Origin of the sequence: Terrabacter sp. Root181, from assembly GCF_001428505.1 — a bacterium.
Classification (GTDB): domain Bacteria; phylum Actinomycetota; class Actinomycetes; order Actinomycetales; family Dermatophilaceae; genus Terrabacter.
Window position 1 is genome coordinate 159,176 of the sequence record NZ_LMHU01000011.1, and the last position, 23,064, is coordinate 182,239.

At 71.9% G+C, this 23,064-nt stretch carries 25 protein-coding genes; 12 read left to right on the plus strand and 13 right to left on the minus strand.

Annotation, left to right across the window (positions count from 1 at the left end; all coding sequences use genetic code 11):
* The first annotated feature begins 5 nt into the window (after positions 1-5).
* On the plus strand, positions 6-674 hold the full coding sequence (locus ASD90_RS22250) for a nucleoside/nucleotide kinase family protein (protein ID WP_056761555.1): 669 nt from the start codon (positions 6-8) through the stop codon (positions 672-674).
* 87 nt (positions 675-761) lie between these two features.
* Here ASD90_RS22250 and ASD90_RS22255 read toward each other — a convergent pair whose 3' ends face one another.
* The 3 genes from ASD90_RS22255 to gntA all read right to left on the minus strand — a co-directional run bounded on the left by ASD90_RS22255 (position 762) and on the right by gntA (position 3,023).
* Complete coding sequence (locus ASD90_RS22255) at positions 762-1,439, minus strand: Crp/Fnr family transcriptional regulator (RefSeq protein ID WP_056761557.1); 678 nt, start codon at positions 1,437-1,439, stop codon at positions 762-764.
* Positions 1,440-1,504: 65 nt separating this feature from the next.
* On the minus strand, positions 1,505-2,188 hold the full coding sequence (locus ASD90_RS22260) for a DUF1989 domain-containing protein (protein WP_082588975.1): 684 nt from the start codon (positions 2,186-2,188) through the stop codon (positions 1,505-1,507).
* Positions 2,100-3,023 (minus strand): guanitoxin biosynthesis heme-dependent pre-guanitoxin N-hydroxylase GntA, encoded by a 924-nt coding sequence (gene gntA, locus ASD90_RS22265; protein WP_056761559.1) that lies wholly within the window; start codon positions 3,021-3,023, stop codon positions 2,100-2,102. The genes ASD90_RS22260 and gntA overlap by 89 nt, the downstream gene beginning before the upstream one ends.
* Before the next feature lie 235 nt (positions 3,024-3,258).
* Between gntA and nth the strand changes: the two genes are divergently transcribed.
* The 5 genes from nth (at position 3,259) to ASD90_RS22290 (ending at position 7,743) form a co-directional block, all read left to right on the plus strand.
* Positions 3,259-3,918 (plus strand): endonuclease III, encoded by a 660-nt coding sequence (nth, locus tag ASD90_RS22270; protein ID WP_235506883.1) that lies wholly within the window; start codon positions 3,259-3,261, stop codon positions 3,916-3,918.
* A 5-nt stretch (positions 3,919-3,923) separates the two neighbouring features.
* Positions 3,924-4,658 (plus strand): CoA pyrophosphatase, encoded by a 735-nt coding sequence (locus ASD90_RS22275; RefSeq protein ID WP_369793646.1) that lies wholly within the window; start codon positions 3,924-3,926, stop codon positions 4,656-4,658.
* Positions 4,655-5,857, plus strand: coding sequence for a MarP family serine protease (locus ASD90_RS22280; RefSeq protein WP_056761568.1), 1,203 nt, complete (start codon positions 4,655-4,657; stop codon positions 5,855-5,857). The genes ASD90_RS22275 and ASD90_RS22280 overlap by 4 nt, the downstream gene beginning before the upstream one ends.
* A 92-nt stretch (positions 5,858-5,949) precedes the next feature.
* Positions 5,950-6,933, plus strand: a complete 984-nt coding sequence (locus ASD90_RS22285; RefSeq protein WP_056761570.1) for a magnesium transporter CorA family protein — start codon at positions 5,950-5,952, stop codon at positions 6,931-6,933.
* A gap of 9 nt (positions 6,934-6,942) precedes the next feature.
* On the plus strand, positions 6,943-7,743 hold the full coding sequence (locus ASD90_RS22290; RefSeq protein ID WP_056761573.1) for a GNAT family N-acetyltransferase: 801 nt from the start codon (positions 6,943-6,945) through the stop codon (positions 7,741-7,743).
* Here the strand turns inward: ASD90_RS22290 and ASD90_RS22295 are convergent.
* From ASD90_RS22295 to ASD90_RS22315, 5 genes are read right to left on the minus strand one after another with little or no spacing between them, the layout of a single operon-like run.
* Positions 7,719-9,167, minus strand: coding sequence for an aldehyde dehydrogenase family protein (locus ASD90_RS22295; RefSeq protein WP_200958680.1), 1,449 nt, complete (start codon positions 9,165-9,167; stop codon positions 7,719-7,721). The genes ASD90_RS22290 and ASD90_RS22295 overlap by 25 nt on opposite strands.
* Complete coding sequence (locus ASD90_RS22300; protein WP_056761576.1) at positions 9,164-9,598, minus strand: cupin domain-containing protein; 435 nt, start codon at positions 9,596-9,598, stop codon at positions 9,164-9,166. Before ASD90_RS22300 ends, ASD90_RS22295 begins: the two co-directional genes overlap by 4 nt.
* Positions 9,591-10,703: an isocitrate/isopropylmalate dehydrogenase family protein gene (locus tag ASD90_RS22305; RefSeq protein ID WP_056761578.1), complete on the minus strand. Its 1,113-nt coding sequence runs from the start codon at positions 10,701-10,703 to the stop codon at positions 9,591-9,593. Before ASD90_RS22305 ends, ASD90_RS22300 begins: the two co-directional genes overlap by 8 nt.
* Positions 10,700-11,017, minus strand: a complete 318-nt coding sequence (locus tag ASD90_RS22310) for a putative quinol monooxygenase (protein WP_056761581.1) — start codon at positions 11,015-11,017, stop codon at positions 10,700-10,702. Before ASD90_RS22310 ends, ASD90_RS22305 begins: the two co-directional genes overlap by 4 nt.
* Positions 11,014-12,138, minus strand: a complete 1,125-nt coding sequence (locus tag ASD90_RS22315) for an Ldh family oxidoreductase (RefSeq protein WP_056761582.1) — start codon at positions 12,136-12,138, stop codon at positions 11,014-11,016. The genes ASD90_RS22310 and ASD90_RS22315 overlap by 4 nt, the downstream gene beginning before the upstream one ends.
* An 85-nt stretch (positions 12,139-12,223) precedes the next feature.
* Between ASD90_RS22315 and ASD90_RS22320 the strand changes: the two genes are divergently transcribed.
* Complete coding sequence (locus ASD90_RS22320) at positions 12,224-12,883, plus strand: GntR family transcriptional regulator (RefSeq protein WP_056761585.1); 660 nt, start codon at positions 12,224-12,226, stop codon at positions 12,881-12,883.
* A 39-nt stretch (positions 12,884-12,922) separates the two neighbouring features.
* Here ASD90_RS22320 and ASD90_RS22325 read toward each other — a convergent pair whose 3' ends face one another.
* Entirely contained in the window at positions 12,923-13,618 is a 696-nt protein-coding gene (locus tag ASD90_RS22325; protein WP_056761588.1) for a response regulator, read from the minus strand.
* Entirely contained in the window at positions 13,615-15,243 is a 1,629-nt protein-coding gene (locus tag ASD90_RS22330; RefSeq protein WP_056761589.1) for an ATP-binding protein, read from the minus strand. The genes ASD90_RS22325 and ASD90_RS22330 overlap by 4 nt, the downstream gene beginning before the upstream one ends.
* A gap of 166 nt (positions 15,244-15,409) precedes the next feature.
* Between ASD90_RS22330 and ASD90_RS22335 the strand changes: the two genes are divergently transcribed.
* From ASD90_RS22335 to ASD90_RS22350, 4 genes are read left to right on the plus strand one after another with little or no spacing between them, the layout of a single operon-like run.
* Entirely contained in the window at positions 15,410-16,423 is a 1,014-nt protein-coding gene (locus ASD90_RS22335) for a tripartite tricarboxylate transporter substrate binding protein (protein WP_056761592.1), read from the plus strand.
* Positions 16,420-17,037 carry a tripartite tricarboxylate transporter TctB family protein gene (locus ASD90_RS22340; RefSeq protein ID WP_082588978.1) on the plus strand — a complete coding sequence of 206 codons (618 nt, stop codon included), beginning with the start codon at positions 16,420-16,422 and terminating at the stop codon, positions 17,035-17,037. Before ASD90_RS22335 ends, ASD90_RS22340 begins: the two co-directional genes overlap by 4 nt.
* Entirely contained in the window at positions 17,037-18,605 is a 1,569-nt protein-coding gene (locus ASD90_RS22345) for a tripartite tricarboxylate transporter permease (RefSeq protein ID WP_056761597.1), read from the plus strand. The genes ASD90_RS22340 and ASD90_RS22345 overlap by 1 nt, the downstream gene beginning before the upstream one ends.
* A gap of 2 nt (positions 18,606-18,607) precedes the next feature.
* The gene (locus tag ASD90_RS22350; protein ID WP_056761600.1) at positions 18,608-19,006 is read left to right on the plus strand and encodes a universal stress protein; all 399 of its coding nucleotides are present in this window, start codon (positions 18,608-18,610) and stop codon (positions 19,004-19,006) included.
* 80 nt (positions 19,007-19,086) lie between these two features.
* Here ASD90_RS22350 and ASD90_RS22355 read toward each other — a convergent pair whose 3' ends face one another.
* The 3 genes from ASD90_RS22355 to ASD90_RS22365 all read right to left on the minus strand — a co-directional run bounded on the left by ASD90_RS22355 (position 19,087) and on the right by ASD90_RS22365 (position 22,327).
* The gene (locus tag ASD90_RS22355; RefSeq protein WP_056761602.1) at positions 19,087-20,079 is read right to left on the minus strand and encodes an Ig-like domain-containing protein; all 993 of its coding nucleotides are present in this window, start codon (positions 20,077-20,079) and stop codon (positions 19,087-19,089) included.
* Positions 20,080-20,339: 260 nt separating this feature from the next.
* Positions 20,340-20,870 (minus strand): FMN-binding protein, encoded by a 531-nt coding sequence (locus ASD90_RS22360; RefSeq protein WP_056761605.1) that lies wholly within the window; start codon positions 20,868-20,870, stop codon positions 20,340-20,342.
* Complete coding sequence (locus tag ASD90_RS22365) at positions 20,867-22,327, minus strand: ferric reductase-like transmembrane domain-containing protein (RefSeq protein WP_056761608.1); 1,461 nt, start codon at positions 22,325-22,327, stop codon at positions 20,867-20,869. Before ASD90_RS22365 ends, ASD90_RS22360 begins: the two co-directional genes overlap by 4 nt.
* Before the next feature lie 61 nt (positions 22,328-22,388).
* On the opposite strand from ASD90_RS22365, the gene ASD90_RS22370 reads away from it, so the two are divergent.
* On the plus strand, positions 22,389-23,060 hold the full coding sequence (locus tag ASD90_RS22370; protein WP_056761610.1) for a response regulator transcription factor: 672 nt from the start codon (positions 22,389-22,391) through the stop codon (positions 23,058-23,060).
* Positions 23,061-23,064: the final 4 nt, after the last annotated feature.

A 23,064-nucleotide genomic window follows, 5' to 3' on the forward strand; every position in this document is an offset into this window, starting at 1 on the left:
CGGCCATGGACGCGGGGACCGACGCAGGGATGGACGAGCTGGCGGCTGCGGCGGTGGCGCTCGTGGGCGACCGCCGCCGGGTGGTGCTCGGCATCGCCGGGGCGCCGGGTGCGGGCAAGTCGACCCTGGCCGAGGCGCTCGTCGAGGCGGTCGCCTCCCGAGAGGGAGACGGCTGGGTCGCGCAGGTGCCGATGGACGGCTTCCACCTCGCCGACGCCCAGCTCGACCGACTGGGTCTGCGCTCGCGCAAGGGCGCGCCCGACACGTTCGACGCCGACGGGTATGCAGCCCTGTTGCGCCGTCTCGTCGAGCAGCCCGACACGTGGGTCTATGCGCCGGGCTTCGAGCGGACCCTCGAGCAGCCGGTCGCGGCGGCCGTGGTCGTGCCTCCCAGCGCGCGTCTCGTCGTGACCGAGGGCAACTACCTGCTGCTGCCCGAGGAGCGTTGGGAGCGGGCCAGGGCCCAGCTCGCCGAGGTCTGGCTCGTGTCGGGTGACGACGACCTGCGCCGGTCGCGGCTCCTCGAGCGCCACGTCCGGTTCGGCAAGGCGCCGGCCGAGGCCGAGGCCTGGGTGGCGGGCAACGACGACGTCAACGCGGCGCTCGTCCTGGCCACCGGCGACGCCGACCGCGTCGTGCTCAACGGGCCGGACGGCTGGTCCCTCAGCGGTTGAGGTGTTCGGCGACGGGTTCTGTCGGCGCGTCTACCTCAACCGGGTGGGGAGTTGAGCGAGCTTGCGGCCCAGTCGAACTCGCGGTGCTCAGCGAGCGCGGCGCTTGAGCCGCTCGACGTCCTGCAGGAGCACCGCGCGCGCCTCGAGACGCAGCCAGCCACGCGTGGCGAAGTCGGCGAGGGCCTTGTTGACGGTCTCGCGGGACGCGCCGACGAGCTGCGCGAGCTCCTCCTGGGTGAGGTCGTGGGAGACCATGATCCCGCCCTCGACCGGGCGCCCGAAGCGCTCGGACAGGTCGAGCAGGGCCTTCGCGACACGACCCGGGACGTCGGTGAAGACGAGGTCGGCCAGGTGGGCGTTGGTGCGGCGCAGGCGCTGGGCGAGCGCCGCGAGCAGGGCCTTGGACACCTCGGGGCGGCCCGTGAGGACCACCGTCAGCGAGTCGTTGCCGAGGCCGAGCAGCTGCGTCTCGGCAACGGCCGTGGCCGTCATCGTGCGTGGGCCCGGGTCGAAGAGGCTGAGCTCGCCGAACATCTCGCCGGGGCCGAGGATCGCGACGAGGTTCTCGCGGCCGTCGGGGCTCGTGCGGCCGAGCTTGATCTTGCCCTCGGCGATGACGTAGAGCGTGTCGCCCCGGTCACCCTCGTGGAAGAGCACGTCGCCGCGCTCCATGTGCGACCGGCTCATCTCCGACTGCAGCGCGGAGGCCGCCTCGTCGTCCAGAGCCTTGAACAGGGGCGCACGCCTCACCACGTCGAGATCCACGGGGTCAGTGTGCCACGTCGCCTCCGCCGCTGCCCTGTCACCGCAGGGGTTTCGGGACGCGGGTCTCAGTCGTCGATGCGGTAGTCGATGGGCTTGCACACGCCGTTGTTGGACTTCTCGGCCGAGCAGGCGGTGAGGCCGACGACGAGGTCGGCCTCGGCGCGCAGCACGAACCGGTCACCGGCGGTCGAGGTCGGGGGGTCGATGTGCAGCTCGCCGTCCCGCTCGGCCCACACGTTCATGAAGATGTTGAGCGTCGTCGAGATGCGGTCGGGGTCGACGCCGAAGTCCGCCATGTTCGTCGCGAGGTTCTCGAAGCAGCTCGGGTGGTAGGCGCCCTCGAACTCGGGGTAGAGCAGGTCGAACGTCTGCTGCGAGCACGGCGTGAGGAGCAGGTCGTGGTGCCCGCACGTGTCCTCGACGACGGTCGCCATCGGCCGGCTCCTGTTGCTGTAGAGCACCCGGCCCGTCGTCACGGCCGTCGAGTTGGCGTAGTCGATGGTGCGGCCCGAGCTGAACCACTCGTCGCGGTCGTCGTCCATGACGGCGAAGAAGTCACTGACCTGCTCGCCGGTCGGGTCGATGACCGTGAGGCGCTCCCCGGCCCGCAGCGGGAAGGCGGTGCCGGTCTGGGGGGCGAGACGGGTCAGGTCCATCCCGTCACGGTAGTCGCCGGCCGGTTGGAGCACCGGGCCGCCGGGGCCGAAGAGGCGGTCGGTCGTGAGCCGTGCGTCCTGCGAGATCGTCATCCTTGCTCCCTGTGTCATGCGTGCTGTTCCTGGTGCTGTTGGTCTCGCCGGTCTCGCCGGTCTCGCGGGTCTCGTGCACCTCGAGCGGCGGCTCCCAGCCCGCCGTGTGCCGCCGGCCGGAGTACTGGAGCGCCTCGGTGCTGTCGCCGTGGTCGGCGACCATCGGGTTGACGAAGCCCTGGAGGTCCTCGTCGCGCCGACGGATCGTGGCGCGCATGCCGTCGAAGCGGCCCTCGGCCCGCAGCTCCTCGAACTGGTCGTGCGGGTTGAAGACGAGGGTCGGCAGCGGCGCCCGGCGGGCCACGCGCGACGCGGCCGGGTGGAGCCCGACGATGAAGTACGCGGTGCCGCCGGCGCTGAAGGCGAAGTGCGGGTCGTTGGGGTCGGAGCCCACCCCGTCGGCCCAGCTCTGGTCGTCGGCGTCGTGCAGGCGCTGGAGCAGGGCGAAGAGGGAGGTCTCGAAGCCGGCCTCGTCGGTGGGCGTCGGTCCCCGGAACGTCGCGATGAAGGAGTGGAAGCCGCTCTCGCCCTCGATGGACCGAGCGAACGCCTCGAGCCGCTCGAGCAGCCGGCCCGGGACGTCGGGGTCGGTCATGTCGTCGAGGACCACGTGCGCGACGCTGCCGCGCCGGAAGACGGACTTGGCCCCGAGGCAGGGGAACTCGGCGTGGGTGACCATCAGCTCGAGGGCCCGGACGACATCGGCCTCGGAGGCCTGGGCAAGGTCCATCCCGGCGAGCAGGTCGAGCGTCGTCTCGAGGCGGTGGTGCTCCTCAGGGACGTCCAGCGTGGCTTTGTTCGGGTTCGGTGCTTCGGTGCGCGTATCCGTTGACATGTCGGACTCCTCCCGTGCAGGCAGGACGTACCCACCTCGGGTTCGCTTCGCGCGCAACCTTGGACGCGCCCGGGACGCAACCGCACCAAACCCGGGACGAGTCCCATCCGACCGACCGCACGACGGAGCCGGACAGCGGGTGACAGCGCGGCGGCATACAGTGTCGTCCGTGTCCCCCCGAGCCCTCGTGATCGACGACGAGACCCCCGTGGCGCGGACCCGGCGCGCCCGGAAGATGTACCGCTCCCTCCATGAGCGCTACCCCTACGCCCACTGCGAGCTCGACTTCACCACCCCGCTCGAGCTGCTCGTCGCGACGATCCTCTCGGCGCAGACGACCGACGTCGGGGTCAACAAGGTGACGCCGATCGTCTTCGCCAAGTACCCGACGGCCGCGGACTATGCGAACGCCGACCGCACCGAGCTCGAGACGATCATCCAGCCGACCGGCTTCTACCGCGCCAAGACCGACTCGCTCATCAAGCTCGGCATCGCCCTCGTCGAGCGCTTCGACGGGGAGGTGCCGCCGCGCCTCAAGGACCTCGTGACGCTGCCCGGGGTCGGGCGCAAGACGGCCAACGTCGTGCTCGGCAACGCCTTCGACATCCCCGGCATCACCGTCGACACCCACTTCGGGCGTCTCGTGCGCCGCTTCGGCTGGACCGAGGAGGAGGACCCGGTCAAGGTCGAGCACGAGATCGGCCGGCTCTTCATGCGCAAGGACTGGACGATGCTCAGCCACGTCGTCATCTTCCACGGCCGCCGCACGTGCCACGCGAAGAAGCCGGCCTGCGGGGCGTGCCCGGTCGCGCGCTGGTGCCCGAGCTACGGAGCCGGCGAGACCGACCCCGACAAGGCGGCGAAGCTCCTGAAGTACGAGCTGGCGCCGAAGTGACCCACGTGGTCAGCCGGATCGCGTATGCCGGCAGGTCGGGCTCCATCGAACCCTCCCCGACGCTCGGGGCGGGGGCGGTCCCGCGCCCCGCGTGGATGGACGAGCTCGCGGTGCGGCTCGAGGACGTCGCGCCCGACTGGTTCTCGCGCTTCCTGCCCCCGGAGGAGGGCGGCCGCGAGTCGGCGGTGCTCATCCTCTTCGGACCGCCACCCGCGGGCGCCGACGACGACGGCGAGCACGTCGTGCTCATCGAGCGCTCACACACGATGCGCACCCAGCCGGCGCAGATCGCCTTCCCGGGCGGCTCGCGCGACCCCGACGACGACGACCTCGTCGCGACGGCGCTGCGCGAGGCCGAGGAGGAGACGGGCGTCGACCCCGCGGGCGTCGACGTCGTCGCCCAGCTGCCCTCCCTCTTCCTCGCGCCCGCCCAGTTCGTCGTCGCGCCCGTGCTCGGCTGGTGGGCGCAGCCCTCGCCGATCGGGGTCCGCGACGCGGCCGAGGTGCACGACGTGCTGGCGGTCCCGGTCTCGCACCTCGTCGACCCGTCGACCCGCTTCTCGGTGACCCACCCGTCCGGCTACGTCGGCCCGGGCTTCGACCTCGACCACCTGCTGCTGTGGGGCTTCACGGCCGGGCTCATCAGCAGCGTGCTCGAGCTCGGGGGCCTGTCGCGGCCCTGGGACGCCGACCGGCAGCGGGAGCTCCCCGAGCGCTACCTGCAGGGGAGGCGCGCATGAGCGGCAGCGTCGTGCTCGACATCGCCCTGGTCCTGCTCCTGCTCGCCTACGCGTACTCCGGCTATCGGCAGGGGCTGATCCAGAGCGTCTTCTCGCTCGTCGGCTTCTTCGTCTTCGCGATGTTCGCCGTGTGGCAGCTGCCCGGCATGCTCGCCCGCTGGAACGCGGTCGCCGACGACGACCGCACCCGGGTGCTCGTGCTCATCGTCGGCGTCGTGGCCTTCGGGTGGCTCGGCCAGTACCTCGGCAGCCTCCTCGGCGCACGGATCCGGCGCCAGGTCGGCCAGACGTCGCTGCGCCGGGTCGACTCGGCGCTGGGCGCCGTCGTCGTGATGCTCGCCGCGAGCCTCATCATCTGGTTCATCGGTGGCGCGCTGCGCACGGCCGGCAACCCGGCGCTGTCCAAGGCGATGGCCGAGTCGAAGGTGCTCCAGGTCGTCAACTCGGTCGTCCCCGAGCAGACCGGTGAGGTCTTCGCGGGCTTCCGTGGCTTCCTGTCGAGCCAGGGCTTCCCGCAGGTGTTCAGCGGTCTGGTGCCCGAGCCCATCACGCCGGTGCAGAACCCCGACCCGGCCGTCGCCCAGTCGCCGGCCATCCGCGAGGCCGGCCGGTCGGTCGTCAAGGTGACGACGCAGTCCCAGTCGTGCCAGCGCGGCCAGGAGGGCACCGGCTGGGTGCTGTCGCCGGGCCGAATCGTCACCAACGCCCACGTCGTCGCCGGCGCCGACGAGGTTCGGGTGGAGGGCGGCGACCAGACGCTCCGCGCCCGCGTCGTCGTCTTCGACGCACGCCGCGACCTCGCGGTGCTCAGCGTGCCCGGCCTCCAGCTGCCGGCGCTCCCGCTCGGCGGCGAGCTGAAGCGCGGCGACTCGGCCGCGGTCCCCGGCTTCCCGCTCGACGGCCCCTACCGCGTCGTCTCCGCGCGGGTGCGCGCCCAGCTCCAGGCGCGCGGGCTCGACATCTACGGCGGCGACCGCGTCGTCCGCGAGATCTACTCGCTGGCCACGACCGTCCAGCCGGGCAACTCCGGAGGACCTCTGCTCGACACCCAGGGCCGGGTCGTCGGGGTCATCTTCGCCAAGTCCCTCGAGGACGACTCGACCGGCTACGCCCTGACCCTCGCCGAGGCCAAGCCGGTGCTCGACCAGGCCATGTCGGCCGGGGCCTCTGTCGATACCGGCGCCTGCGTCGCCGGCTGACTGCCCGGGTCGCGCCGTCAAGGTGCCGGCGAGCCCGATGTCGCTGCCGGGATCACCTCGATCCGAAGGCGCACCGGTGCCAGAGTGGGTGCATGCAGGTGTCGTTCGTCACCGCTGACGGGATCGCCGACCACCCGGCCGAGGCGCTCGATGGGCTGCTCGCGCGCCCGGACGGCTACGTGTGGGTCGACCTGCCCGACTACGACGCCGAGGCCGACACCCTGCTCGCTGACGTGTTCCACGCGCACTCGCTGGTTCGGGCGCACTGCGCCGAGCGCAACTTCGTGCCGACGGTCCATGCCTACGATCAGCACCTCTTCGTCATCCTCCACGCACCCCTCACCGGGGCGGGTGGGCACGTCCACGTCCTCGAGCTCGACGAGCTCATCGGCGACCGCTACCTCGTCACCGTCCACGGGCCGCGCAACCCGGTCGTCACGTCAGAGCAGGCCACCGAGGAGACCCGCGCGGTCCGGGCCCGCATCGACGCGGGCCGGCTGCGACCGGCGGGACCGCACGACCTCGCGTACGCCATCGGCTCCGCCATTGCCCGACGCCAGAGCGCCGCGGTGCGCGAGGTGGCGAGTCGCCTGCCGGCCATGGAGGCACAGGTCCTGGCGGCGGACTTCCACCGGCCCGAGGAGCTGCTCGAGCAGCTCTTCCTCGTCCGGCACGAACTCATGACGGCCCGGACGATGGCCGCGCAGGCTCACGACATCCAGGCCCGTATCACGTCGCTCGAGGGCTTCGTCACCGAGGACGCCCGGCGCCGCGCTGCCGACCTCGCCGACCAGTTCGACCGCGTGCGCAGCCTCGGGGACGGGGAGGTGCAGTTCCTCGTCGGCGTCATCGACCTCTACCAGACGCGTGTCACCACGAAGATGACGGTCGCCATGGAGCGCCTCGCCGTGATCGCCGCGGTCACGCTGCCCATCACCGCCATCGCGTCGGTGTACGGCATGAACCTCATCGCCAACAGTGAGACCCACGTGACACAGCTCGTCATCGTCCTGGCCGCCATGCTTGGCATCAGCCTCGTGCTGCTGCGGTGGGCGCGGCGCCAGGGCTGGTGGTGACATCGGCGCATGCGCATCGACTCACCGGGGCTGACGACCGACCTCGACCTGCTCTGCCTCCAGGGGTCGACCGTCACCGACCTCGGCGACCATCTCGTCGTGCGCACCGAGGCCAACCCGACCTTCTGGTGGGGCAACTTCATCCTCGTGCCGACGGCCCCACGCTCCGACGAGGTCGAGCGCTGGACCGCGCGGTTCGAGGCGGAGTTCCCGGACGCCCGTCACCGCGCGATCGGCTTCGCGCAACCGGACGGCGACAGCGGTGCCTGGGCCGCGCAGGGCTGGGACGTCGAGGTCGACGTCGACCTCGCCACGACGTCGGTTCCGGCGGCCGCGGTCGCACCGGACGGCATACGGCTCCGCGCGCTCACGAGCGGCGACGACTGGGAGCAGTCGGCACGGGTCGGCGGGAGCGACACCCCGCAGGACCGGCGCGACGGCCGCCTCGTCTTCGAGCGTCGTCGTGCAGTCGCGCAGCGCGGGCTCGTCGAGTCCGGTCGGGCGCGCTGGGTCGGCGCCTTCGAGGGCGACCAGCTGGTCGCGAACCTCGGCATCGTCCGGCTCGGTGACCTTGCCCGCTACCAGGACGTCGTGACCCTCGAGAGCCACCGGCGGCGCGGCATCGCCGGCGCGCTCGTGCGGGCCGCGGGCGAGTGGGCGCTGGAGGACCCGGCCGTCGGGCGGCTCGTCATCGTCGCCGAGGACGGCGGTCCCGCGATCGGGCTCTACCAGCGCGCTGGGTTCGTCGAGGTGGCGCGACACGTCGGCGTCTCCCGCACGGGAGGTCAGTGGCCCGATACGACCCAGTAGGTGCGCTGGTTCGTGAAGGCGAGCAGGCCGGCGTCTGCGAGCTCGCGGCCGTAGCCGCTGCGCTTCGTGCCGCCGAACGGCACGCGTGGGTCGGACGCGACCACGGCGTTGACGAACGCCGCACCGGTCGTGATCCGCCGGGCCAACGCCACCGCACGCTCCGTCGACCGGCTCCAGACGCTCAGCCCGAGGCCGTATGCCGTGTGGTCGGCGAGCGCGACGGCGTGGTCGTCGTCGCAGGCGACGGCGACGGCAGCTACCGGGCCGAAGGTCTCCTCGTCGAAGACCGGCATGCCGGGGCCGGTGCCGATGAGCACGGTCGGCTCGTAGAACCAACCCGTGTCGGTGTCGTCACCTGATCCCGAGCCCCGACCGCTTCGGCCACCGATGGCGACCGTGGCACCCAGGGCGACGGACTCGTCCACCTGGCGCTGCAGCGCGTCACGCAGGTCGGCGCGGGCGAGCGGGCCCACCTCCGTCGAGGCGTCGGTCGGGTCGCCCGCTCTGAGGGCGCGCACGCCGTCGACGAAGAGCCGGACGAACTCGTCGGCGACTGCTGCCGCGACGACGAACCGCTTGGCGCACACGCAGCTCTGGCCGGAGTTGGTGAAGCGGGCGCGAACGGCCGCGGCCGCGGCCGCCTCCACATCGGCGTCCGCGAGCACGACGAACGCGTCCGAGCCGCCGAGCTCGAGGACCGAGGGTTTCGACGCGCGCCCGGCCGCGGCCCCGACCATCTCGCCTGCGCGGTTGCTTCCGGTGAGGGTGACGGCAGCGACGCGCTCGTCGGCGATGAGGCCCTCGACGGTGGCCGGCACGTCCGGCTCGGCGACGACCAGGGCGGTCACGAGGTGCTCGGGCAACCCTGCGGCGGTGAAGAGCTCGGCGATCGCCAGGGCGGAACCGGTCACGTTGGGTGAGTGCTTGAGGAGCAGACCGTTGCCGGCGGCCACGGTCGGGATCGCGGCACGCATGACCTGCCAGACCGGAAAGTTCCACGGCATGACGGCGAGCACGAGCCCCATCGGCTCGTGGGAGACCCACGCCTCGACGCCCTCGGGAGCGTCGATCGGGACCGGCCGGTCGGCGAGGATCCGGGAGCCGTGGGCGGCGTAGTGCTCGGCCGTGACCGCCGACTTGACCACCTCACCGCGCGCCTCCGCGATGGGCTTGCCCATCTCCCGCGTGACGAGGTCGGCGAGGTCCTCCGACCGCTCGCGCAGGACCTCGGCCAGACGCGCCACGGCCGCGAGGCGCGCGGCCACGGGTGTCGAGCCCCAGACGGACGCGGCAGCGGCACCCGCGGCGACGGCGTCCTCGACCTCAGCCGCATTCATCGCCGGATAGGACTGCAGCACAAGGCCCGTCGTTGGGTCGACTGTGTCCACGCTCGTGGTCGTGCTGGTGCGCCCCATGGCGGTCATGGCGCGCTCAGTCCGCCCCGGTCGCTCTCGGACAGGTGCTCGAATGTCTCGCCGGTGGCGGTCATGGTGCGGGTCACGTCGCGTCCGCCGTAGACCCAGTAGATGCGCATGGTCCCCGCGCCCCGGTTGGAGAAGCGGTGCGGGATGCCGGCCGGCACCCAGGTGGCCTCGCCGGCGACGAGGTCGAACGACTCGTCACCGATCTCGGCGACGGCCTCGCCCTCGAGGACGAGCACGGACTCCTCGACGTTGTGGCTGTGCAGCGGCAGGCCGGTTCCCTCGGCGAACTGGGTCTGGCCCGTGGTCAGGCGGTTGGTCTCGCAGTTCCACCTGCCGACGTAGGGGATGGTGAGGACGCCGTTGCCCCGGTCGAACGGTGCGACGGAGTCGGGGCGGATGAGCAGGCGCTGGGCGGTCGGCTGGTCAGGCATGGCTGTCCTCTCGGGTCGTGGTCGTGGTCGTTCTGCGGCCGGGGCCGTGGTCCAGTGCGTCGGCGACGGCGGCGGCCAGCTCGTCGGTCGTGAGCGTGCCGCCGAGGTCGGCGGTGCGGGTGGCCGGGTTGCCGACCACCTCGGCCACGGCGCCGTCGATGCCACGGGCCGCGATGACGAGGTCGTCGCGGCCGCAGCGCCGGCCGTGCCAGTCGAGGAGCATGGCCGCCGAGCGGATCAGCGACACGGGGTTGGCGATGCCCTGGCCGGCGATGTCGGGAGCGGACCCGTGCTGCGCCTGGGCCACGCACACGTCGTCGCCGGCATTGATCGCGCCCCCGAGGCCGAGGCTGCCACAGAGCTCGGAGGCCTCGTCGCTGAGGATGTCCCCGAACATGTTCGTCGTGACGAGGACGTCGAACGACCCCGGGTCGCGGATGAGCCGGGCGGCTCCCGCGTCGACGATGAGCTCGCGCAGCGCGACGTCGGGGTAGTCCTCCGCGACGCGCCGCACCTCCCGGAGGAAGAGCCCGTCGGAGAGCTTGAGGACGTTGGCCTTGTGCACGGCGGTCACGTGCCGGCGACGGGTGCGGGCGATCTCGAAGGCCGTGCGGGCGACGCTGGCCGACGCGTGCGCGGTGATCTTGCGGATGGAGAACGCGGAGTCGGCGTCCGGCATGAACTCTCCCGAGCCGGCATACATGCTCCGGTCGGAGTAGAAGCCCTCGGTGTTCTCGCGCACGATGACGAGGTCCATCGGCGTGCGCAGCACGCTGAGGTCGGCGACGGACCGGCACGGCCGGATGTTCGCGTGGAGGGCGAACCGGGTGCGCAGCTCGGCCGAGGGGTTCACCCCACCCTCGGCGCGCGGTGGGTAGTCGTAGTGCGAGACCGGCCCGAGCACCGTGCCGTCGACCTCGGTGACGAGCGCGAGCACGTCGTCCGGGAGGGTCGTGCCGGCGGCCGCGAGCGACGCCAGCCCGACGTCCCGGACGATGAGGTCGAGCCCGAGCCCGAACCGCTCGTCGGCGGCCTCGAGGACGCGAAGGGTCGCCGCGGTGATCTCCGGGCCGATGCCGTCGCCCGGCAGCACGAGGACCTTCATGTCCGGGCTCCTTCCGGGTGGTGGAACCGCATGGTCGACACCGTGTTGACCTGGCTACCCGGCAGGACGCAACGGTCGGCGGCCTCGCGCCACTGCGCGAAGTGCGGTGCGGCCCGGTGCGCCGCGACGGCGGCCTCGTCGGCGTACAGCTCGTAGAAGACGAAGTGGTGCGGGTCGGCCAGGTCCTGGGTCACGTCGAATGACAGGCACCCTGGCTCGTCGGTGAAGGTCCGTTCGGCATTCGTCGCGATGGCGGCGGTGAAGTCGTCCAGGCGCTCGGGCACGACGTGGAGCGAGACGATGAGGGCGATCATGCGCGGGCCTCCTCGGGCTGGTCCTGCTGGTTGGTTGGGTCGGTCGTGGTGGGTGGGCGGTCGACGCCGCTCTCGGCGGCGAGGGTGAGGAGGGCGTCCCACGTCGCGCGCGCCAGGCGTATGCCGTCGCGTTCGTTCGTGGCACGGTTGCGGTCCTCGAGCTCGCCGGGGACGAGGATCGCGTCGGACCACGCCGCGAGCTCATCGGACCGGGTCTCGTCGACGAGCTGCTCCATGCGAGAGGCGAACTCGGCCGGTTCACCGGTGGCCGCGGGGTCGATCACGATGAGCAGGTGACCGGCTCCGCTGCGTCGCTGCGGGTCGTAGGGGCCGACCACGGAGTCGCCGAAGGCGCTGCCTGTCAGGACCCCCGCGAGGACGTCCATCATGAAGGAGATGACGTAGCCCTTCGCCCCGGCCATCGGCTGGATGAGGCCGGCGATGGCGGCCGCAGGGTCGGTGGTGGGCGTGCCGTCGGCGGCCGCGGCCCAGCCCTCGGGGATCGGCTCGCCACGCTCCGCCGCGAGGTAGACCTTGCCGCGTGCGACGGCGGTGTTGGCGAGGTCCATGACGACGACGCCGTGCCGTCCGGCGGGGGCGGCGATGGACCAGGGGTTGGTGCCGATGCTCTTGCGACGCCCGCCCCACGGGGCCATGGCCGGGCTGGCGTTCGTGACCAGGATGGCGACGCAACCCGCCTCGGCGGCGGCCCGGGTGAAGTAGGCGGCCGTGCCGAAGTGGCCGGAGTTGCGCACCGCGATGCCGGCGATGCCGTGCTGCCGCGCCCGTTCGACGCCGAGCTTGACGGCGCGTTGGGCCACCACCTGCCCGATGCCGTCGCGCCCGTCGAGGACGACGACCGCGCCGTTGTCGGTGACCGGCTCCACGAGCGTGACCGCGGCCATCGCGCCCGAGTCCAAGCGGGCGGCATACCAAGGCAGCCGGAGGACCCCGTGCGAGGCGTGACCCCACAGCTCCGCGGTGACGAGCGTGTCGGCGAGCAGCGCCGCGTCGGGCTCGGGGACGCCCCGACGCGTGAGCAGCGCCGTGACGAAGGCGCCCAGGTCTGCGGCCGAGAGGACGACGGTCGGCTCGGCCGCCTGGGGCTGTTGCTCGGTCATGCCTGCTCCTTCGTGGCGGCCGGTCGTGGAAGACTGGGAGCATGGAAGCATACTTGTATACATGTGTGCAACGACAGGTCGTGGCATGGAACGGATGAGGCGCGCCTCGGGGGGACAGCTGGTCTACGCCGAGCTGCGCCGCCGCATCCTCAGTCTCGAGCTCGAGCCCGGCCAGCGGCTCTACGAGCCCGAGCTCGCGACCGCGCTGCAGGTCAGCCGCACGCCGCTGCGTGAGGCGCTGCGCCTGCTCCTCGCCGAGGACCTCGTCGACCAGCTGCCGACGGGCGGGATGGTCGTGCGCCCGCTCACCGCGAGCGACATCGAGGAGCTCTACGGTGTGCGCGCCGCGCTCGAGGGGCTCATGACGGGGGAGGCCGCGCGGCGGCTCACCGACGACGACGCCGCGGCGCTGCGACGGCTGCTCGACCGCAACGAGCGCCTCGTCGGCAACGCCGACGACGCCATGCGCGCCGGCCACGACCTGCACCTGCGCATCGCGGGCATCGCCGGGCACGGTTGGGCGAGCAGGCTGCACGCGCAGGTCGACGGCCACATGTCGCGCTACCGGCCGTTCACCAACGAGAGCCAGGCGCGACGCACCGCTGCACTGCAGGAGCATGGGGAGATCGTCGCCGCGCTCACGGAACGTGACCCGGACGAGGCGCGCCGCCGCGCCGAGTCGCACGTGCTCGCCGCCCGCGACGTGGCCCTCGACGCGATCGGAACCCGCCTCGACGCCCGCTGACCGGCGAAAGGCCAGAGCTCGCGGGGTGGGTGACGCTGGTCAGCGGCTGCGGACGCGGTAGCGGCGCTCGGGGCGACCGGCCGCGCCGTAGCGCGGGGGAAGCAGCTCCGCCGCCCCGGTCTCGACGAGGTGGTCGAGGTAACGCCGGGTGCTGCTGCGCGACAACCCGGTCGCGTCGGCGCACTCCATCGCGGACATGCCGTCCGCATCCCCGTCGACGCCCCGCAACGCCGTCTCGACGACCTCGACCGTCTCCGGGCTGATGCTCTTCGGGAGTCGGCGCGCCTGGCCGGACTGCGCCCGGAAGGCCCGGTCGACGTCGTCCTGGCGCATCTCGGCGGCCTCGTCGAGGTCGCGCAGCTCGGCGCGGTGGTCGCTGAACTCGACGAGCCGCTGACGCAGCGAGTCGATCTCGAAGGGCTTGACGAGGTAGTGGAAGACCCCGCCGTGCAGGGCGCGCCGGATCGACTCGATGTCCCGGGCGGCGCTGATGACGATGACGTCGACCTGCCCCGGCGCGCGCTCGCGGAGGCGGCGCAGCACGTCGAGTCCGCTCATGTCGGGCAGGTAGACGTCGAGCAGGACGAGGTCGGGGTGCAGGGTGCGCACCGCCTCGAGCGCGGCCGCCGCCGAGTGCACGACGCCGACGACCTGGTAGCCGGGCTGGCGCGCCACGACGCTCGAGTGCACCTTGGCCACCATGAAGTCGTCGTCGACGACGAGCACCCGGATCACGGGCTCACCGCCGTGCGGTCGAGGGGCAGGGTCGCGACGAAGACTGCTCCGTCGTCGTCGGTGACCGTGACGTCGCCGCCGCGCTTGCGGCAGATGACCCGCACGAGGGCCAGGCCGATGCCGCGACGGCCGCCCGGGCCGGCGTCCTTGGTGCTGACGCCGGTGCGGAAGACGCGGTTGCCGAGGTCGCTGGCGATCCCGGGACCCTGGTCGCGCACGGTGATCCGCAGCTCGGCGTCGGACTGGACGATCTCGACGGTGACGATCGGGTCCGGGGTGTCGGCGGAGGCGTCGAGGGCGTTGTCGATGAGGTTGCCGAGCACGGTGTTGACGTCGGTGGCGAGCTGCTCGTCGAGGCGGTCGACCCTCGTCGTGTCGGCGAGGACCAGCTCGACGTCGCGCTCGTCGGCCTGGCTCGACTTCGCGATGAGCAGGGCGGTGACCGCCGGGTCGGCCACGTGGGCGGCGATGCCGCCGGTGAGCCTGGTCTGGCTGGCGTTGAGGTGCCGCACGTAGCGCAGGGCGTCGTCGTACTCCCCGAGCTCGATGAGCCCGCTCACCACGTGCATCCGGTTGCTGAACTCGTGGGCCTGCGCGCGGAGCGTGTCGGTGGTGTCGCGCGTGACGTCGAGCTCGCGCTGCAGCTCGAGCATCTCGGTGCGGTCACGCAGCGTCACCACCCAGCCGATGTGCCGCCCGCGGCTGAGCACCGGCATGCGGTTCAGGGTGAGCACCCTTCCGCGGTAAGGGATGACGCGGTCGGTGGCGGAGTCCGGATCGTCGAAGACCTCCGCGAGCCGGCCGCTCGCGTCGATCTCGGAGATGTGCCGTCCCGTGGACGCGAGCGGGATCCCGAGGAGGTGCGCCGCCTCGTCGTTGACCATCGACACCCGGCGGTCGAGCCCGACGGCGAGCATGCCCTCCTTGATGCCGTGCAGGATGGCCTCGCGCTGCTCGACGAGGCCGGTGATCTCGCGCGGCTCGAGGCCGAGCGTCTGGCGCTTGACCCGCCGCGACAGCAGGAGCGAGCCGATGACGCCGAGGGCGGTCGCGATGCCGAGGTAGGTGAGCAGGTTGGGCATCACGGCGGACAGGTTCTCGGTCACGGTCGGGTAGGCGCGGGTCACGACGACGGCGCCGTCCGTGGCGAGCGTCTTCTCGTTGATGACGGGCGCCGTCGCCATCGCGTCGCCGGTCTCGTCCTCGACGCCCGTCCACGCCCGGCCGAAGTAGTCGGGCTGTGCCTGGAGGCGGACGATGCGGTTCGTCGGCAGCGGGTCGGTCGAGACGACGACGCGCCGGTCGCCCTTGACGACCATGACCTTCGTCGAGCCGGAGAACGAGCGCCCCGACTCCGCGATGCCCTGGGCCTGCCGCACGAACCGCTCGGTCTCGGTGGTCGACGGCGCGAGCGCACTGTGCACGCCCGCCGTGGCCGCGAGGTTCTCGGCGATCGCCAGGGCGCGTCGGCCCTCCGTGTCGCGCGCGCGGGCATCGGACTGGGCGAGCGAGACGAGGGCGACACCGACGAGCACGACGCACATGATCGCGAGCTGCATGGCGAGCATCCGGCCGGCCAGGGTCCACCTGGGCAGCCGCAGCCGGGACCGCCACGCCGCGCTCATGAGGCCATTGTGGCGACCCCCGTCCACGAGTCCAACGAGCGCCTGAGCAGAATGAACAAAATGGAGTTTGCGCTCCTAACGGTGACAGGGCCGTATGCCGTCGCGAGGCTTGCGGGCATACCCCCGGGACCTGTGTGTCCCGACCTGTCAGACAAAGGAGTCTCCTGTGCGATTCAGCACCCAGCTCAAGGTCGGCTCGGCCCTCCTGGCCGCCGGTCTCGCCCTGTCCGCCTGCGGCGTGAGCGCCGACGAGGGCACCTCTGGTGGGAGCTCGGGCGCGGCCGCCGGTCCCGTCAAGGGTCTGCGCATCCTCGTCCCCAACTCGCCCGGCAGCGGCTACGACACGACGGCCCGCGCGGCGGCGAAGGCCATGCAGGACGCCGGCCTCGCGAGCACCATCGAGGTGTTCAACTCCGCCGGCGCCGGTGGCACCGTCGGCCTCCAGCGCCTCGTCAACGAGAAGGGGCAGGACGACATCCTCATGCAGATGGGGCTCGGCGTCGTCGGGGCCGTCTACACGAACAAGTCCAAGGCCACGCTCAACGAGACCGTGCCGATCGCGAAGCTCATCGAGGAGTCCGAGGCCATCGTCGTCCCGGCCGGCTCGCCCTACACGACGCTCGACCAGCTCGTCGCTGCGTGGAAGGCCGACCCGGGCAAGGTGCCCGTCGGCGGCGCCTCCAACGCCGGTGGGCCCGACCACCTCACCCCGATGCTGCTCGCCAAGGCCGTCGGTATCACCCCCAAGGACGTCAACTACGTCGCCTACGACGGCGGTGGCGATCTGCTGACCGGCATCCTCGGCAAGAAGGTCGCCTTCGCCGCGACCGGCGTCAGCGAGGTGGCCGAGCAGGCCAAGAACGGTGACGTCAAGATCCTCGCCGTGACGAGCGCGAAGCCGGTCGCGGGTGTCGACGCGCCGACCCTCAAGGACCTCGGCGTCGACATGGAGTTCTCGAACTGGCGTGGCATCGTCGGCCCTCCCGGACTCTCCGCCGAGAAGACCGCGCAGTACATCGACCTCGTGACCAAGATGCACGGGTCCGAGCAGTGGAAGAAGACGCTCGCCGACCAGGGCTGGACCGACTCGTTCCAGACCGGTGAAGAGTTCAAGACGTTCCTGGCGGCCCAGAACGAGAGCGTCGCGGGCGTCCTCAAGGAACTCGGCCTGACGTCATGACTCCCGCGAACGGTTCGACGGGTCCGGCGGCGCCTGAGGTGCCGCCGGGCCGGGCCACCGGCGGCGTAGCCGGGCCGGCCGGGCCGGGCGGATCTGATCGCCTTCCGGACTCGACCCGTGACGCCTCCGCGAAGAAGGACTACTCGGAGTACGGCGTTGCCGTGCTGCTCCTCGCCCTGGGCATCTGGGCGATCGTCGACGCCGTGGGTCTCGCCGACGCCTCGACGGCCCGCGGCCCCATCGGGCCCAAGACCGTCCCGATCGCCGTCGGTCTGCTGCTCGTGGCGATGGCGATCCTGCTCGTCATCGACGTCGCCCGTGGCGGTCGTGGCGAGCAGGAGGGCGGCGAGGACGTCGACCTCTCGCACGGCAGCGACTGGCGCACCATCGGCCTGCTCGCCGGCGCCTTCGCCGCGAACGCGCTGCTCATCGAGCGCGTCGGGTGGCCCCTCTCGGGGGCCATCCTCTTCTTCGGCACGACGTACGCGCTGGGCAGCCGCAGCTACATCCGCAACGTCATCATCTCCGTCATCATGTCGGTCGGCACCTGGTACCTCTTCTACGCCGGCCTCGGCATCAAGCTGCCCGCCGGGCTCCTGAAGGGAATCCTCTGATGGACGGAATCAACTCGCTCATCGAGGGGTTCGCCACCGCGCTGACTCCGATCAACCTGCTGTACGCGTTCCTCGGCGTGCTCCTCGGCACCGCGATCGGCGTGCTCCCGGGCATCGGTCCGGCCATGACGATCGCACTGCTCCTGCCCCTGACCTACACCCTCGAGCCGACCCAAGCGTTCATCATGTTCGCCGGCATCTACTACGGCGGCATGTACGGCGGGTCGACGACGTCGATCCTGCTGAACACGCCCGGTGAGAGCGCGTCGGTGATCACCGCCATCGAGGGCAACCTCATGGCCAAGAAGGGCCGTGGGGCAGCGGCGCTCGCGACGGCGGCCATAGGCTCCTTCATCGCCGGCACGATCGGCACGCTCGGCCTGGCGCTGCTCGCCCCCGTCATCGTCGATCTCGCCGTGCAGATGGGCGCCCCCGACTACTTCGCCGTCATGGTGCTCGCGTTCGTCGCCGTGACGACGGTGCTCGGCTCGTCGAAGATCCGTGGGTTCGCCTCCCTCGGCATCGGCCTGCTCATCGGCACCATCGGCATCGACCCGACCTCGGGCCAGCAGCGACTGACGCTCGGCATCCCCGAGCTCGCCGACGGGATCGATGTCGTCGTCGTGGCGGTCGGCCTGTTCGCCGTGGGTGAGGCCCTCTGGGTGGCCGCCCACCTGCGGCGGTCGTCGCTCGACATCGTCCACGTCGACGGTGCCCGGATGACGCGTGACGACTGGCGTCGCTCGTGGAAGCCGTGGCTGCGTGGCACCGCCATCGGCTTCCCGTTCGGTGCCATTCCCGCCGGCGGCGCCGAGATCCCGACCTTCCTGTCGTACGCGACGGAGAAGAAGCTGGCCAAGAACCCGGAGGACTTCGGCAAGGGCGCCATCGAGGGTGTTGCCGGTCCGGAGGCGACGAACAACGCCTCGGCCGCCGGTGGGCTCGTGCCGCTGCTCACGCTTGGCATCCCGACGACGGCCACGGCGGCCGTCATGCTCGGCGCCTTCCAGGGCTACGGCATCCAGCCGGGTCCCCGTCTGCTCGACACACAGCCGGAGCTCGTGTGGGGCCTCATCGCGAGCCTCTTCATCGGCAACGCGATCCTGCTCGGCCTCAACCTGCCCCTCGCGACCGTCTGGGCCCGGCTGCTGCGCATCCCGCGTCCGTACCTCTACGCCGGCATCCTCTTCTTCGCCAGCATCGGCGCGTACGCCGCGAACAACTCGACGTTCGACCTCTGGCTCCTGCTCATCATCGGTGTGCTCGGCTTCTTCATGCGCCGCTACGGCCTGCCCATCGTGCCGGCGATCATCGGCATCATTCTCGGGCCGGTCGCCGAGGAGCAGATGCGTCGCGCGCTGCAGATCAGCGACGGTGAGCTCAGTGGGCTCTACAACACGGCGTTCTCGCAGATCGTCTACGTCATCATCGCGCTGCTGCTCGTCGGGCCGCCGATCGCGCGCCTGGTGCGCAACCGCCGTGGCGGCAAGGGGACCGGTTCCGGTCCCGACGCCGGCCACGACGCCCTGGCCGGGGCGCACGCCCACGCCAACGCGGAAGGAGTGTGACCATGCCGATCGTCGTCGGGTACATCCCGTCACCGGCCGGGCACGCCGCCCTCACCACGGCCATCGCCGAAGCTCGCCTCCGCGGCTCCCGGCTCGTCGTGGTCAACGCGAGCCGCGGGGACGCGCTCGTGGACCGGCGCCACTCCTCGGCCGAGGACTGGCAGTCGGTGCGGGACCAGCTCGGTGAGTCCGGGGTCGAGCACGAGGTGCTGCAGCAGGTCGAGGCGAAGGACCCGGCCGACCAGATCCTCGAGGTCGCCCAGCAGACCAACGCCGAGCTGATCGTCGTGGGCCTGCGCCGGCGCACACCGGTGGGCAAGCTCATCATGGGCAGCCAGGCCCAGCAGATCCTCCTCGACGCGGACTGCCCCGTGCTGGCGGTGAAGGCGGATCCATCCTGAGGGCAAGCCTTTTCGCCCGTATGCCGTGAGGCCCCGTTCCGTCCGGAACGGGGCCTCACGGCATACCCAGGCAGGCGCAGTCAGCGCACGGTGACCCTCCGTAGGGCGCTGCCCGAGCCGACGTAGGTGCCCGACCCCCGGTAGACCCACATGTAGTCGACCGACGCCGTGGGCGCGTGCGCATAGGACGCCATGCCCGTGGAGCTCGACGTACGCGTCGCCGTGAGGTTCCACGCCGTCGATCCGACCCTGCGCCAGTAGAGCTGCACCGGGACGCCGGCGATGGCGCCGCCGGTGTCGCGACGGGTCAGCTTGCTGCTCACCGTGACCGTGCGGCCCTTCGTCAGCGACGTGACGGTGGAGCCGATGGTCTCGGCCGTGCCGACGAGCCGCGCCGACGAGGCCACGCTGTAGCGGCCCGACCGGTCCTTGACCCAGATCCGGAAGCTGTACGTCGTGCCCTGGGCGAGGTTGACCTTCGTGCTGAGGGCCGTGCCCGAGTAGACGGCGGTTCCGGTCGTCGGGCTGGACGGCGGGGTGGATCCCGTCGCCATCCGGATGACGTAGCGGTCCAGGTCGTTGATGGCCGGGGCCGTCCACGTCAGCGTCGCGGCGCGCAGGGCGCCCGCCGCCTTGAACGCCCCGACGCCCTTGGGCGCCACGTCGACGGTGCGGAACGTCGAGGAGTATGCCGTCGTCATCGTCGCGCTCGACGTGTCCTTCACGCCGGCGACCGTCAGCCGGTAGGGCGCGTTGTCGTAGAGCGGCGTCGTCGGCCTGACCGTCGCGGTCCGCATCACGGCGTCGTAGGTCACGGTCGCGGGGACCGCGGATCCGGTGCGGCCGTTGAGGATCCGGACCGTAGAGGTCGTGACGCTCGACGGGACGACATCGCGCGCGAACGTCACGGTCGGTGTGTACGTCTGCGTCATCCCCGACCCGAAGTCGCTGGGCGTCGTGCTCTTCACCCACAGCTGCGCCGTGCCCGAGGTGACACCGTCCGAATGCCGGAGCAGGACGAGGCCGGCACCGTAGTCGGCCAGCACCACATCGGTCTTGCCGTCGCCCGTCACGTCGCCGACGGCGAGACCGTTGATGTTGTCATGGCAGAGCGCGCGCCCCGGATGTCTCGAACGACCCGACTTCTGAACACATGTGCACCGGCCCGCGAACCACGCGTCACACGCGTACCGAGGCATACGGCATACGCCATCGGTCGGGGGGCGTACGCCGTGTGCTGACGTGGGCGCGAAGGTGGGCGGCCCGCCGACCACAGGGGAAGATCGGCGGGCCGCGTCGCGGGCACCCGGTCGGGTGCGGCTGGTGGGGCCTGTCAGCCCAGGTGGGCGGCGTCGATCGCCGACTGGAGGCTCTGCTGGTAGGCCTCGCTCGTGTAGGTGGCGCCGCTGACGACGTCGATCTGCGCCGACTGGGCGGCGAGCGCCTCCTGGCGAAGGGTCGGGGCTGCGCCGGCGCTGATCGACACGGACGTGCGGGAGCTGTCGGTCAGCTGGAGGGCGTGGACGTTGGTGATCTTCGAGCCCGTGAAGCTGACGCGCACCTGGACGGAGCCGTACTGCGTCCCGACGACGGCGCCGTCGACAGTGCCCGAGCGCGGGGCCGCGGGAGCCTTCTTGGCCGCAGCGGACGTCGCGGAACCGCTGGACGTCTTGGCGGCGCGGGAGGTCTTCGAGCTGCCGGACGGCTTCGGCGGCGCGGCGGCGACCGGGGTGCCGGCCTTGGCGGACGACAGGATGTGGACGCCCGTGACGGCGGAGTGCTTCGGCGCCAGGCCGGTGGCCCAGGACGCGCTGAGGGTGACGATGCCGGCCAGGCCGACGAGGGCGGTCGTTGCCTTCCTCACCAGGAGAACCTTTCGTCGTGGATGTGGGCCTTGGGGATGCCGCCCTCGAGGAGGCTGCGGTGGACGAGGTTCATCCAGCCCCCGGGTCCGCAGAGGTAGGCCTCGTGGCGGCGCAGCTCGGGGACGAGCTCGGCGAGCCGCTCGGCGTCGGGGACGGGCTGCCCGCCGGAGTGGTCGGGCGGCAGCCACGAGCCGCCCACCGGCGGGCCGACCAGGAGGAGCAGCTGGTGTCCGCCGACGGCCGTCAGGTGCTCGAGCTCGTGACGGAGCGCGAGCTGCGACTCGTCGTTGGCGCGGTAGACGACAGTGACGTCGCCGGGGCCGGCGTGGCCGTGGCGCACGAGCTCCTCGAGGATCGAGCGGATCGGCGTGACACCGATGCCGGCGGCGAGGAGCAGGACGCGGCGGCGGACGCGCTGGCGGGCGGTGAAGGCGCCGTAGGGCCCCTCGAAGAGGACGCGGGTGCCGGGCCGCAGGTGGGCCAGGCGGCTCGAGTGGTCGCCGAGCTCGCGCACCGTGATGCGCAGGCGGCGGCCGTCGGGCGCGCTCGAGATCGACCACGGGTGGGCGGTCGCGAGCAGGCGCGGGCTGACGAAGCGCCAGTTGAGGTACTGCCCGGCGCGCACCGGGAGACGGTCGAGGCGACGGCCCTTCATCCACACGGACCAGACGCCGGGGGCCTCCTCGACGACGTCGGTGACGCGCAGGTCGTGTCGCAGGCTGCGGGCGACGGGGACGAGCAGGCGCCACCACACGACGCTGGCCGCGACGAGCACGAAGAGCGTCCACCAGTAGGTGCGCACCCACTGCGAGGCGGTGAAGTCCGAGCCGATCGACAGCTCGTGCGGCACGGCGAGGACGACGGCGGCATATGACGTCAGGTGCACGAGGTGCCACCACTCGTAGGACAGGCGCCGGCGGGCGATGCTGACCGAGGTCACGGCGATGACGACGAGCAGGGCCGTGGCGATGAAGGCGAAGAGCAGGTCGCTGCCCCCGGTGAGGAGGCGGAACGACTCGACGACCGGTGCGAAGGGACCGTGCAGGTCGTCACGCGCCGCGTAGCCGACGACGATGGCGCCGACGTGGACGAGCACGAGGGGGACCGTGACGCGGCCGAGGATGCGGTGCGCCTTGAGGGCCCGGTCCATCCCGTAGACGCGGTCGATCCACGGCACGCGGGCCGCGAGGAGCAGCTGGATGAGCAGCAGGTCCATGGCCACGAGTCCGGTGAGGCGCCCCACGGCGATGAGCATGGTGCTCGAGCTGCCCGCCGTGAGGTCGTGGCTGCCTCCGCCGAGGAGGAACTGCGCCACAACGGCGAGCAGGCTCGCGATGGCGAGCGTCTCGAGGAGGTCGCCCGTGCGGGCCTGCCAGCGGCGGAAGTCCGCGCCGGCACGCAGGGCGCGACGGACCCGGCTCGGGGTCCCGCGGTGTGGTGCGATGGTGGTGCTCACGAGAACGATGGTGCTCAGTCGATCTCAGAAAGTTATGAGACGGGCAAGGGAGGGTCGGGCCATGACCGCGTCCCCGCTCCGTCCGCGCCTGCTCCTCGTCGAGGACGACCCGGACCTCGCGCAGATGCTCGCCGAGCTGCTCGACGAGGAGGGGTATGCCGTCACGGCCGTTCGCGACGGACAGGCGGGTCTCCATCGTGGTCTCGTCGACGACTGGGACGTGCTCGTCGTCGACCGCGGGCTGCCAGGCATCGAAGGCGTCGACCTCGTGACGCGGCTGCGCTCGCGCGGGCTGACCGCGCCGGTCCTGTTGTTGACCGCGCGCGGCACGGTCGCCGACCGCGTCGAGGGGCTCGATGCCGGTGCGCAGGACTACGTGGTCAAGCCGTTCGACGTCGACGAGGTGCTCGCGCGGCTGCGGGCCCTGCTGCGCCCGGTGGGTGGCGCCACGGGGGAGCTGGTGGTCGGGGATCGGCGACTCGTCGTCGGCGAGCAGCGCCTCGTCGGCGGTGACGGCGAGGTGATGCTGTCCGGTCGCGAGGCCCGCCTGCTCGAGACGCTGGCGCGCCGGCCCACGCGGGTCTTCACCCGGGACGAGCTGCTCGTCTCGGCCTTCGACAACGCCGACACCCTCGGCGCCGTCGACACCTACGTCTACTACCTGCGCCGCAAGCTCGGGAAGTCCGTCATCGAGACCGTGCACGGTGTCGGCTACCGGCTCGGCGCGTCCTGATGGG

Bases quoted from the DNA above. Each gene is read 5' to 3' on its own strand.
- ASD90_RS22250 (WP_056761555.1), top strand. From the start codon at position 6: ATGGACGCGGGGACCGACGCAGGGATGGACGAGCTGGCGGCTGCGGCG.
- ASD90_RS22260 (WP_082588975.1), bottom strand. From the start codon at position 2,188: ATGACGATCTCGCAGGACGCACGGCTCACGACCGACCGCCTCTTCGGC.
- gntA (WP_056761559.1), bottom strand. From the start codon at position 3,023: ATGTCAACGGATACGCGCACCGAAGCACCGAACCCGAACAAAGCCACG.
- nth (WP_235506883.1), top strand. From the start codon at position 3,259: ATGTACCGCTCCCTCCATGAGCGCTACCCCTACGCCCACTGCGAGCTC.
- ASD90_RS22280 (WP_056761568.1), top strand. From the start codon at position 4,655: ATGAGCGGCAGCGTCGTGCTCGACATCGCCCTGGTCCTGCTCCTGCTC.
- ASD90_RS22285 (WP_056761570.1), top strand. From the start codon at position 5,950: ATGCAGGTGTCGTTCGTCACCGCTGACGGGATCGCCGACCACCCGGCC.
- ASD90_RS22290 (WP_056761573.1), top strand. From the start codon at position 6,943: ATGCGCATCGACTCACCGGGGCTGACGACCGACCTCGACCTGCTCTGC.
- ASD90_RS22295 (WP_200958680.1), bottom strand. From the start codon at position 9,167: ATGACCGCCATGGGGCGCACCAGCACGACCACGAGCGTGGACACAGTC.
- ASD90_RS22300 (WP_056761576.1), bottom strand. From the start codon at position 9,598: ATGCCTGACCAGCCGACCGCCCAGCGCCTGCTCATCCGCCCCGACTCC.
- ASD90_RS22305 (WP_056761578.1), bottom strand. From the start codon at position 10,703: ATGAAGGTCCTCGTGCTGCCGGGCGACGGCATCGGCCCGGAGATCACC.
- ASD90_RS22310 (WP_056761581.1), bottom strand. From the start codon at position 11,017: ATGATCGCCCTCATCGTCTCGCTCCACGTCGTGCCCGAGCGCCTGGAC.
- ASD90_RS22315 (WP_056761582.1), bottom strand. From the start codon at position 12,138: ATGACCGAGCAACAGCCCCAGGCGGCCGAGCCGACCGTCGTCCTCTCG.
- ASD90_RS22320 (WP_056761585.1), top strand. From the start codon at position 12,224: ATGGAACGGATGAGGCGCGCCTCGGGGGGACAGCTGGTCTACGCCGAG.
- ASD90_RS22330 (WP_056761589.1), bottom strand. From the start codon at position 15,243: ATGAGCGCGGCGTGGCGGTCCCGGCTGCGGCTGCCCAGGTGGACCCTG.
- ASD90_RS22340 (WP_082588978.1), top strand. From the start codon at position 16,420: ATGACTCCCGCGAACGGTTCGACGGGTCCGGCGGCGCCTGAGGTGCCG.
- ASD90_RS22345 (WP_056761597.1), top strand. From the start codon at position 17,037: ATGGACGGAATCAACTCGCTCATCGAGGGGTTCGCCACCGCGCTGACT.
- ASD90_RS22350 (WP_056761600.1), top strand. From the start codon at position 18,608: ATGCCGATCGTCGTCGGGTACATCCCGTCACCGGCCGGGCACGCCGCC.
- ASD90_RS22370 (WP_056761610.1), top strand. From the start codon at position 22,389: ATGACCGCGTCCCCGCTCCGTCCGCGCCTGCTCCTCGTCGAGGACGAC.